At 64.2% G+C, this 10,688-nt stretch carries 7 protein-coding genes; 2 read left to right on the top strand and 5 right to left on the bottom strand.

Features of this window, described 5'->3' with window-relative positions; genetic code table 11:
- Positions 1–37 precede the first annotated feature (37 nt).
- A complete protein-coding gene (locus tag ACMV8A_RS05600; protein WP_495324782.1) occupies positions 38–751 on the top strand; it encodes a nucleotide-binding protein in 714 nt (237 codons plus the stop codon).
- A gap of 20 nt (positions 752–771) precedes the next feature.
- On the opposite strand, the gene ACMV8A_RS05595 is transcribed toward ACMV8A_RS05600, so the two are convergent.
- From ACMV8A_RS05595 to ACMV8A_RS05575, 5 genes are all read right to left on the bottom strand, one after another.
- On the bottom strand, positions 772–3,564 hold the full coding sequence (locus ACMV8A_RS05595) for a sensor domain-containing phosphodiesterase (protein WP_495324781.1): 2,793 nt from the start codon (positions 3,562–3,564) through the stop codon (positions 772–774).
- Positions 3,565–3,619: 55 nt separating this feature from the next.
- Positions 3,620–4,390: an ABC transporter ATP-binding protein gene (locus ACMV8A_RS05590; RefSeq protein WP_495324780.1), complete on the bottom strand. Its 771-nt coding sequence runs from the start codon at positions 4,388–4,390 to the stop codon at positions 3,620–3,622.
- On the bottom strand, positions 4,390–5,355 hold the full coding sequence (locus ACMV8A_RS05585; RefSeq protein WP_495324779.1) for a FecCD family ABC transporter permease: 966 nt from the start codon (positions 5,353–5,355) through the stop codon (positions 4,390–4,392). Before ACMV8A_RS05585 ends, ACMV8A_RS05590 begins: the two co-directional genes overlap by 1 nt.
- An 11-nt stretch (positions 5,356–5,366) precedes the next feature.
- Positions 5,367–8,510 carry a PAS domain-containing protein gene (locus ACMV8A_RS05580; RefSeq protein WP_495324778.1) on the bottom strand — a complete coding sequence of 1,048 codons (3,144 nt, stop codon included), beginning with the start codon at positions 8,508–8,510 and terminating at the stop codon, positions 5,367–5,369.
- Between the two features lie 93 nt (positions 8,511–8,603).
- The gene (locus ACMV8A_RS05575; RefSeq protein ID WP_495324777.1) at positions 8,604–9,326 is read right to left on the bottom strand and encodes a histidinol-phosphatase; all 723 of its coding nucleotides are present in this window, start codon (positions 9,324–9,326) and stop codon (positions 8,604–8,606) included.
- A 305-nt stretch (positions 9,327–9,631) separates the two neighbouring features.
- Here ACMV8A_RS05575 and cas9 point away from each other — a divergent pair, with 305 nt between their 5' ends.
- Positions 9,632–10,624: a type II CRISPR RNA-guided endonuclease Cas9 gene (gene cas9, locus ACMV8A_RS05570; protein WP_495324776.1), complete on the top strand. Its 993-nt coding sequence runs from the start codon at positions 9,632–9,634 to the stop codon at positions 10,622–10,624.
- Positions 10,625–10,688: the final 64 nt, after the last annotated feature.

The following is a 10,688-nucleotide window of genomic DNA, read 5'->3' as shown; positions in this document are numbered from 1 at the left end:
CTTTATGGATAGAGTGTCGCGAATCATGGAACAAGGCATGCCGACAGCATTGCGTGGCGCCACCCAGCCCATGGGGCGGATGGCCGGCCTTGCCTCGCCGGTGCGTCAGATTCTGGTGATCAACGCCAAGGGCGGTTGCGGCAAGACCACCATCGCCACCAATCTCGCCAGCTATTACGCGCGCCAGGGCCGCGGCACGGTGCTCATCGATCACGACCCGCAGGGCTCTTCCATGCAGTGGCTGTCGCTGCGTGGTACGGAGGCCAAACCGATCCACGGTGTGTCCGCCCATCGTCCGGTGGTGTCCGGTGTAACGCGCTCCTTTCTGCTGCGCATCCCCGATGGTGCCGAACGGGTGGTGCTCGACGCCCCCGCCGGTGTGCAGGGACACCAGCTCATCGAGCTGATGCGCGAGATCGACGCCATTCTGATCCCGGTGTTGCCCTCGCCCATCGACATCCACGCGGCCTCGCGTTTCATTCAGGATCTGTTGCTGGTGGCCAAGGTGCGCGCACGCAATATCCGCGTCGGTGTGGTGGCCAACCGGGTGCGCGAGAACACCAAGGTCTACCAGTCGCTGGAAAAATTCCTCAACTCCCTCAACATCCCCTTCGTCGCCCGTCTGCGCGACACCCAGAACTACGTGCGCGCCGCCGAGATCGGCCTCGGTGTGCACGACCTCAATCGCTCCGGCGTGGCCCAGGACCAGCGTCAGTGGGAGGCCCTGATCCGCTGGCTGGAGCAGGGCTGAGAAGTCCAGGCTGGACTTATTCAGACCTTCGCTAACTGGGCATCGAACTCGTCGATTGCCACGGGCCGTCCGAACAGAAACCCCTGGAAGGCATTGCAGCCGTGCTGGTGCAGGAACTGCTTCTGTGCCGCGGTCTCCACGCCTTCGGCGAGGGTGTCGAGGCCGAGGCTGTCGGCCATGGCGATGATGGCGCGCACGATGGCGTCGTCATTGGGATCGATGGTGACGTCGCGCACGAAGGATTGATCGATCTTCAACTCGTCCAGCGGCAGGCGGCGCAGGTAGGCGAGGGATGAATAGCCGGTGCCGAAGTCGTCGAGGGAGAAGCGGCAGCCCAGGTCCTTCAGCGCGCTCATCTTGCGCACCGTGTCGTCGATATCGTCCAGCACCAGGGTTTCCGTCAGCTCCAGCTTCAAGCGCGTCGGGTCGATACCGTGCCGCTGCAGGGTGTCGCGTACCCGCGCCACAAAATCCGGCTGGTAGAACTGGCGCGCACTGATGTTCACCGCCAGTTTCAAATGACGGCCCTCGGGATGGCCTTCCCACTGCTTGAGTTGAGCGCAGGCGCTCTCCAGCACCCACTGGCCGATGGGCAGGATCAGGCCGGTCTCCTCGGCCAGCGGAATGAAGTCGGCCGGTGCGATGATGCCGCGCTGCGGATGGATCCAGCGCAGCAGGGCCTCGGCGCCGCGCACCCGGCCGTCGCTGTCGAACTGGATCTGGTAGTGCAGCGCAAACTGCTTCTCCTGCACGGCACGGCGCAAATCCGTTTCCAATGCCGCGCGCATCTCCACCGCCGCCTGCATCGCCGGATCGAAGAAGCGGATGGTGTTGCGTCCGGCGGATTTGGCCTGGTACATGGCCAGGTCGGCACGCTTGAGCAAGTCCTCGCTACTCTCCGCGTGGCCGAGATACAGGCTGATACCGATACTCGGACTGCTGTGGTGTTCACGCTCGCGCAGGTGGTAGGGCTGAATGATGGCGGCACGGAATTTTTCCGCTGCCGTCTCCGCCAGTGCGGCGGCGCGATCCGGGTCGCTGCTCAGCCCTTCCAGCAACACCACGAATTCATCACCGCCGAGGCGCGCCACCGTATCGCCTTCACGGACACAGCGACGCAGCCGCTCTGCCACCTCCGTCAGCAGCATGTCGCCGACCACATGGCCCTGGGTATCGTTGAGCGTCTTGAAGTTGTCGAGATCGATGAACAGCAGGGCGCCATAACGGCCGCTACGGTTGCTGCCAGCCTGGGCCTGATGCAGGCGGTCGAGCAGCAGGCGGCGGTTGGGCAGGCCGGTGAGCGGATCGTAGAAGGCGAGATGACGGATGCGCTCCTCCGCCTCCTTGCGTTCGGTGATGTCCGAATAGGTGCCGACGTAATGCGTCAACTGGTCGTTGTGATCGGTGACGGCTGTGATGGTCAGCCATACCGGATAAACATCACCGCTCTTGCGCCGGTTCCATACCTCGCCCTGCCAGTAGCCATCGGCGTTGAGCGCGCCCCACATGACACGGTAAAAGTCTTTATTGTGTCGCCCGGATTTGAGTATGCCGACCGGCTGTCCGATGACCTCCTCGGCACTGTAGCCGGTCTGCTCGACGAAGGCCGCATTGACGCGCAGGATGATACCGGCGGCATCGGCGATCAACATGCCCTCCTGTGATTCAAAGGTGATGGCAGCGATGCGCAGCTCCTGCTCGCGCTCGCGTTGCGCCGTGATGTCGCGGCCGATGACCACCAGGGCCTTGCGCGCGCCGTCCGCCTCGAACAGCGGCATCTTGCGCACCTCGAACTGGTGCCGGCCGTCTTCCTCCGGTACCTGCTCCTCGAACAGGGTGAGTTCGCCCCTGAGCCAGGCCGTTTCGTCGTCGGCAAGACAGGACAGATGGGCCTCGCGGAAGGCGGGGCGCTGCTCGGCCATTTCGGCATCGGTATGGCCCTGCCAGGCGAACTCATGCAGGCGGAACAGGCGTTGGGCAGCGGCGTTGGTGACTAGCCAGCGGCCGGCACCGTCCTTGAAGAAGATGGCGTCGGGGATCGCTTCCACCAGGGCGGTGAGGCGTTCGTTGAGGCCCACAAGCTCTTCGTTGTAGCGATTGTGTTCGATGGCGAGCAGGGCAAGGCGGACGGCGGTATCGAAGTGGTCCTGCTCTTCACCGGTCAGCGCACCGCCATGGCGATGGCCAAGGATGAACAGGCCCAGTGCCTGCCCCGTGTGGTCCCACAGCGGGTGGGTCCAGAAAGAGGCCAATTCGGCGCGCACGCCGAAATCACGCAACGCCTGCGGCAAGTCCTCGGCCTGCATGTCCTGCGCCATGCGCGGTACAGACAGGAACTCCGCCAGGGTGCGGTCTTCAAACAGGTTCGCGTCATATAAGCCGCGCAAGGCGTGGGGCGACAGACGTGGCGCGGCCCCCGGCAGCAGGTGGCGGCCGTCATACTCCTGCAACAGGATGGCGCACAACCGCTCCGGATGTCTGTGTTCGAGGCGGCGTGCCAGGGTATCGAGGATTTCCACCAACGGCAGGCGCCGGTTGATGGCATCGAGGGTGGTGTTCTGCAGCGAGAGCTTCCAGGTCCGTTCCGCGATCTGCGCCTCCTGCAGCGTGGTCGCCTTTTCGAGCCGGCGCTTGAGGACCGCCACGTGGCCGAGGACCACACCGAACAGGCTGGCGACGAAGGCGGGCATGAGGAAGAAGCGCCAGTCGGGCTGGCCGACGAAGAACAGAGTTTGCAAGGTGGCGACCAGCATCACCAGCGCCAGCGCCAGCAGCAAGAATTTCGCGTAGACCTTCGCTTCCCAACGGTGCATCTCCATCGCCCCCTCTGGACACTGTACCCGAAACCGCCGGGGAGTAGACAGTGATTCAGGCAGGGAGGAAGGCGTTGTGTCCGTTGGGGGCGTTGCAGGCCTGGATCGGATGGCCGTAGAGACGCGACAGCGTGGTTTCGGTGAACAGCTCTGCGGTGGAACCGGCCTGCCAGGTGCCATCGCCAAACAGCAGCAGGGCATGGTCGCAGTAACGGGCCGCCAGGTTGATGTCGTGCAGGGCCATCACTACGGCACGGCCCGCGCTGTCGGCCAGATGGCGCAGGTGTTGCAGGGCGCCGATCTGGTGGCTGAGGTCGAGATGATTGGTGGGTTCGTCCAGCAGCATCAGCGGCGGCGCCTGGGTGAGCAGGGTGGCGAGGGCGAGGCGGCGGCGCTCACCGCCGGACAGGGTGTGACAGGGGCGGGACTCATAGCCGGCCAGATCCACCTGGGCCAGGGCCTGACGGGCCAGGGCCACATCGTCTGCGCCTTCATTGTGCCAGCGGCCGAGATGCGGATGGCGGCCGATGAGGGCGGTTTCCAGCACGCTGGCGGGGAAGCTGTCGTTGCTGTCCTGCGGCAACAGGCCGAGGCGCTGCGCGACGACACGGCGCGGCAGACGTGCCAGCGCTGCGCCCTGCAGCCACAGGCTGCCTCCCTGCGGTGGGCGCAGTCCGGCCAGGGTGTGCAGCAAGGTGGTCTTGCCGGTGCCGTTGGCGCCGAGCAGGGCCCAGCACTGGCTGGTATGCACAGCCAGGTTGAGGTCGCGCAGCAGCGTGCGGCCGGCGAGGTCGATGTCGATCGAGGTGGCGCGCAGCAGTTCCATCAGTGCCGCGCCTCGCGGTGCAGCAGATAGAGAAATACCGGCGCGCCGATGAGTGCAGTGAGCACGCCCACCGGCAGTTGTTGCGGAGCGATGAGGCTGCGCGCCAAGGTGTCGGCCAGCATCAGCAAGCTGCCGCCGAGCAGAGCGCTGGCGGGCAGCAGCAGGCGATGATCGGAACCGGCGATGAGGCGCAGCATGTGCGGCACGATGAGGCCGACGAAGCCGACGCTGCCGGCGGTGGTGACGGCGGCAGCGGTGAGCAGCGAGGCGGCGAAATAAATAATCAGTCGCAGGCGGCCGACGTGGACACCGAGGCTGCCGGCGGTGATCTCGCCGCGCGCCAGCAGGTTCAGTTCGCGCGCGTAGGGCAACAGCAGAAGCAGGCCGACGATGAGCAGCGCCAGCGGTGCGTGCCACTCGCCGCCGTGGGACAGATCACCCATCAGCCAGAACAGCATGCCGCGCAGATTGTGTTCCGGCGCCACCGCCAGCAGGAAGCTGATCAGCGCGCCCCAGGCGGCAGCCACCACCACGCCGGTGAGCAGCAGCCGTGTCGGCGTCCAGCTGCCGGCACTGTGCGCCAGGCCGAACACCAGCAGCATGGAACCGAGCGCACCGAACAGGGCGCTGCCGCTTACCCACCAGCCGCCGAGGCCGGCCAGCATGGCGAGCAAGGCCGCCACTGCGGCGCCGCCGGAGATGCCGAGTATGTAAGGGTCGGCCAGCGGATTGCGCAGCAGCACCTGCAACAGCGCACCGGCCACGGCGAGCAGTCCGCCCACGGCAAAGGCGGCGAGCAGGCGCGGCAGACGCAGTTCCAGGATCACCGTGCTGTGCAGCGTGTCGCTCCCCCACAGTGCCGACATGATTTCGCTCAGCGGTACCGCTACGCTGCCACTGCTGAGGCCGACGGCAAAGCAGGCCAGCGTCAGTAGCAGGAGCAGGGGGAGCAGGGCGAGGCGCATGGCAGGGGCAGTTAGCCTATTTCCACCCGGTTGCGCCCGTTCTGCTTGGCGCGGTAGAGGGCGGCATCGGCACGGGCCAGGGGCAGATCGGCGCCCACGTCGGTGTCGATGAACAGGGTGAGGCCGATGCTCACGGTGATGGCCACGTCGTGGGCGGCGGAGAGGCAGGGATGGCTTTCCACTTTCTGGCGCAGGCGCTCGGCGAAGAGATGGGCGCCATCCGCATCGGCGCCGGGCAGCAGCACCGCGAATTCCTCGCCGCCGAGACGGCCGGCCAGGTCCAGCTTGCGCAGGCTGCCGAGGGTGAGGTCGGCGAAGTGGCGCAACACCGCATCGCCCATGGCATGGCCGTAATTGTCGTTGACCTGCTTGAAGTGATCGATGTCGATCATCAGCAGGGCGGTAGGTTTGCCGAAACGGTGGAAGCGGGCCAGCTCCTGTTCCAGGCGCTCGAGGAAGTGACGGCGGTTGGGCAGGCCGGTGAGGATGTCGGTGGTGGCGAGGCGGCGCAGCTCCAGCTCGCGCTCCTTGCGTTCGGTGATGTCGCGGTACAGCCACAGATGGCCGAGGAAGGTCTCGCCGCTGACGATGGGCAGATAGTCGCGCTCCAGGGCGCGGCCGTCGGCCATATTGATCTCCTCGCCGATCACGGCCTCTCTCCGTGTCACCGCCTCGGTTATGCGCTGCACGAAGCGTTCCGGTTGCGCAAACAGGGCCTTGACCTGTTCGGCACTGCTGGCGCAGTCGCTGCCGATGAGCGCCTCCGGGGCAACAGGGATGGCGAACATATCGCAGAAGGTTTGATTGACCAGCGCGATGTGGCGGGTCTCATCCTCCAGCAGGATGGCGCCGTGGAAGCTTTCGATGACCGTGGCCAGACGGGCATGGGTGGCGTGCAGGGCCTCTTCCGCCTTCTTGCGCACGGAGATGTCGGTGTGCGTGCCGACTACCCGTATCTGCTCGCCGTTCTTCCACTCCACCACCTTGCCACGGCCCTGCACCCAGAGCCAGCTGCCGTCGGCACAGCGGTAGCGATAGTCGGTGCTAAAGGTTGCGCCACGGGCCAACTGTGTTTGTACTTCTGTCCGCGCGCTCTGCACGTCATCGGGATGGATCAGACTCAGCCAGGTTTCGAAGGTGACCGCGAATGCATTGGGTTCGTAGCCGAGCATGCGATAACTGCGTTCGTCCCAGGTGACATGATTGGCCGGCACATCCCATTCCCATAGGCCGTCCTCGACGGCGGCAAAGGTGGTGCGGTAACGCTCTTCACTGGCACGCAGCTCCAGCTCCATACGTTTGAGATCGGTGATGTCCTGCACCGTGCCCAAGGCGGAGAGCAGTGCGCCGGCCTCGTCGACCGTCAGCTCGGCCATTTCGCGCACCCAGCGGATTTCTCCATTGACCACGATGCGGTGCTCGATGTCATAGGGTGCTCCGCGCAGGGCGGCCTGCCAGGCCGCATCCACATGGCCGCGGTCATCGGGATGAATGAGCGACAGGAACATCGCGTAGTCGGGGGCGGTATCGGGGGCGAGGCCGAAGATGCGGTAGGTTTCCGCCGACCAGTCGAGGCGCTGGGTCGGTACATCCAATTCCCAGCTGCCCACATGGCTCACGGCCTGCGCGCGCTGCAGCACGGCCTCGTTTTCACGCAGGCGCATTTCAGCCGTCTTGCGTTCACTGACATCGAGATGGGTGCCGACGGCGCGCAGCGGCGTACCATCGGCAGCACGCTCCATCACTTTGCCGCGGTCCAATATCCAAATCCAGTGGCCATCCTTGTGCCGCATACGGTGTTCTGATTCGTAGTGCGGCGTTTCACCCTTCAGGTGCGGTTCCAGGGCGGCGTTGATGGTCGGTATGTCGTCGGGATGCACCAGTCTTTCCCAGCTCGACACATGGGGTTCGATTTCATCCAGCCGGTAGCCCAGCATCTCCGCCCAGCGCTGGTTGAAGGTGACCTTGCCGCTGGGAATGTGCCAGTCCCACAGGCCGAGGTCGGCGCCGCGCAGCGCGAGGTCCAACTGTTCGCGAGCCGCGCCGAGGGCGGCAGTGGCATCGTCGATGCGCTGCAACAGACCACGGCGGGTGGTGCGCAGCAGCCAGACGAGCAGGGCCTGGGTGATCAGATAGGCGGCGAACAGGGCGAACTGGGTAAAGCGCTGGTGGCGTTGCCAGGTAGCGAGCACCGCGGTCTTGTCGCGCCACACCAGAACCGAACCCACCGCGGCCCGCGCCGGGTCCACCTTGCCCTGGTAGTCGCGTAGGGGGAAGCGGGTAAGGTGCCAGGTCTTGCCCTGCCAGGACAGCAGACGGGACAGTGTTTCGCTGTCTTGCAGGCGCGGCAGGACGGTTTCATTCATCCAGCTTTTCACTTCATCGCGCGATGCCGCCTCCAGATAGCAGCCGCAGCCCTGTTCGGCGCGCGGGCCGCTCAGCGGGCGGTATTGATCCCATACGGCTTCTTCCACGTGCTGTTGCTTGAGCAGGATGGCGAAGCCGGCGCCGAACTGTTGGTCGAGGCGGGCGAGTTGGGTTTCGAAGGAGGTGCCCGCCTCCAGGGCGCCGATGTATTCGCGCGCGCCGTCGGCCTCGTGCCACACCGGCACCACGCCGCGCACGCCGGAATAGATGCGGCCGGTCTCGAAGCCGGTGCGCGGCTGCTGGTCGCGGTTGACATCCTCGATGATGTGGCGCAGGCCATCCATGCGGTCGCCGTATTTTTCTGGCGTGTGCACGCGCAGATAGGACAGGGCGCCGGGGCCGAACTGAAAATGCAGTTGACGCAGGCCGAATTGCTGCTGCATGTCAATCCAGGCCGGCGCCACCTGATCATAGAGGGCTTCACGTAATTGTGCGGTGCGTGGCCCGCCGGGACCGCCGCCTTCAGCCGCCAATGCCTGCTTGCCGCGATAGAACAATGCCTGCACCTGCGGGTCGGCCGCCACCATGGTGGCCAGGGTCAGCATCTGCTGTTCCAGGTCGGACAGCGCCACCTCGAAGGTGGTGCGCAGCGCCGCCGACTCCTGCGCCAGGTTGTGCTCCAGCTCGCGCCGGTCATGCTGCCAGAACAGCATGCCGATGAGGGCAAAGATCAACACCAGCAGGGTGCTGCTGATGGTGGCGACGATGGGGAAGGAAAAACGGTGCATGGCGCCTGGGAATCGTTCTAGTTGTCCGGCCATTGTGCCTGCGTGGGGCGGACGGTGCCAGCCGGTGCGGGGCGGAGGGATACGGTACGAAAATCAAGCCTCGTTGTCTTGCTCTCCCGTCCCCCGTATCTCGTCCCCTGAAAGCGGCATCGGCCGCTCGCCCCGGCGCAGGGTGATGATGTCCCAGCCCTTGGCCTCGGCGTGGCTGCGCAGGGTGTCGTCCGGGTCCACCGCCACCGGGTTATCCACCTGTTCCAGCAGCGGCAGGTCGTTGTGGGAGTCGCTGTAGAACCAGGCCCCGGCCAGGTTGTAGCCGGTCTCGTTCAGCCATTGCGCCAGCCGCTCCACCTTGCCGCGCTGGAAGGTGGGGATGCCGGTGATATCTCCGGTATAGCGGCCGTGCACAACCTCCGGTTCGGTGGCGAGGAAGTACTCCACCCCCAGGGCTGCGACGATGGGCTCGGTGATGAAGCGGTTGGTGGCGGTGATGATCAGCGGCACATGGCCCTGGCTGCGGTGCCAGTCCAGCAGGTAGCGCGAGGCCGGCAGCAGGATGGCGCCGATCTTCTCCTCCATATAACGGCGGTGCCAGGCCGCCAGGGTCTCCGGCGCCTGGCCCACCAGGGGCGCCAGGGCGAAGCGCTGGTAGGCGCGGATATCCAGGGTACCGGCCTTGTACTCCTCATAGAAACGGTTGTTCTCGCGTTCGTAAAACTCACCGTCGACGATGCCCTGTTCCACCAGGAAGCGGCCCCACAGGTGGTCGCTGTCGCCGCCGAGCAGGGTGTTGTCCAGATCGAAGATGGCCAGGGTCATGATGGAAAATAGGTAAGAAAAGGACCGACAGTTTACCAGTAGTGGGGGGCGGTAGCCCACTGGGTGAAATGGAGGCGCGGGCGGAGTCGTGGCGACATGGCCTATTCCATCATCTGGCTGAACACGGTAACTTCAGACCTGAGCGGCAGAGGGAGTAGGTCTCACAGAATGAAAAGAGGCCGCATATAGCGGCCTCGCATTTGGTGCATCTCTCAGCTTGTTAGCGGACAGAGCGCATATCCCGATGATCTAAACAGATCCGAGGATATACGCGCGCCATAACACTAGTCAACAAGGAGGACAACATGCTGCCAAAAATGCGCTATCGGCTCGGGCTGGACCTAGGGTCAACGTCCATAGGTTGGTGTTTGATTCGATTGAATCCCGCAGATGAGCCTGTAGCGGTTATTCGCATGGGGGTCAGGATTTTCTCCGATGGGCGAAACCCCAAGGATGGCACTTCGCTAGCCGTTACCCGTCGGCTGGCGCGCCAGATGCGTCGCCGCCGTGACCGACTGCTGAAACGCAAAGCACGAATGCTGGCCGCGCTGATTCGCCTAGGATTTTTCCCGCAGGATGCGAAAGCCCGCAAGGAACTGGCGCTTCTCGATCCCTATGCCCTGCGCAAAAAGGGGTTGTATGAAGCACTGACCGGCCCAGAATTCGCCCGTGCGCTGTTTCACATCAACCAGCGTCGTGGATTTTTGAGTAATCGCAAGACCGACAAGAAGGACAATGACAGCGGCGCGCTCAAAAAGGCCATCAAAGAGCTGCACGAAAAATTACAACAAGAGAATTGCCAGACCCTGGGGGAATGGCTCGCCAGGCGCCACGAAGCCCGTCTTAGCGTACGCGCCAGGCTTCGGGGGAGAACCCAAAAGGACAAGGCATACGACTTTTACGCTGACCGCGCGATGATTGAACATGAGTTCGACACGCTTTGGGAAAAGCAGCGTAGTCTGAGTCCTGCACTATTCAATGATGCGGCACGAACTGAACTCAAGGATATTTTGCTGCATCAACGGCCACTAAAGCCCGTCAAGCCCGGCCGCTGTACCTTGCTCCCGGATGAGGAACGCGCACCGCTGGCCCTGCCAAGTACACAGCGCTTCCGCATCTATCAGGAGGTAAATAACCTTCGTCCCTTGGGGGCTGATCTGCGCGAACAGCCGCTGACGCTGGAGCAGCGTAATGTGGTGACTCAGTTGTTGGAGCAGGGCGATGCAAGTTTTATAAAAATGGGTCATCACTCATTCGAGTGGGTTGAATCACCGCTTTCCCACCTGAGCGGGGTATAGGTCAAGGCCGCCGAGATGGAAATAAATCGCATTGCGGAAGCGCTCCCGATTGCGGAAACCTCTT

The sequence above is a fragment of the Sulfurivermis sp. genome (assembly GCF_059410345.1).
This window is presented reverse-complemented; position numbering and strand designations above follow the sequence as displayed.

Excerpts from the sequence above, each read along its gene's own strand:
- ACMV8A_RS05595 (WP_495324781.1), bottom strand. The coding sequence starts at position 3,564 with ATGCACCGTTGGGAAGCGAAGGTCTACGCGAAATTCTTGCTGCTGGCG.
- cas9 (WP_495324776.1), top strand. The coding sequence starts at position 9,632 with ATGCTGCCAAAAATGCGCTATCGGCTCGGGCTGGACCTAGGGTCAACG.
- ACMV8A_RS05580 (WP_495324778.1), bottom strand. The coding sequence starts at position 8,510 with ATGCACCGTTTTTCCTTCCCCATCGTCGCCACCATCAGCAGCACCCTG.
- ACMV8A_RS05575 (WP_495324777.1), bottom strand. The coding sequence starts at position 9,326 with ATGACCCTGGCCATCTTCGATCTGGACAACACCCTGCTCGGCGGCGAC.
- ACMV8A_RS05600 (WP_495324782.1), top strand. The coding sequence starts at position 38 with ATGCCGACAGCATTGCGTGGCGCCACCCAGCCCATGGGGCGGATGGCC.
- ACMV8A_RS05585 (WP_495324779.1), bottom strand. The coding sequence starts at position 5,355 with ATGCGCCTCGCCCTGCTCCCCCTGCTCCTGCTACTGACGCTGGCCTGC.
- ACMV8A_RS05590 (WP_495324780.1), bottom strand. The coding sequence starts at position 4,390 with ATGGAACTGCTGCGCGCCACCTCGATCGACATCGACCTCGCCGGCCGC.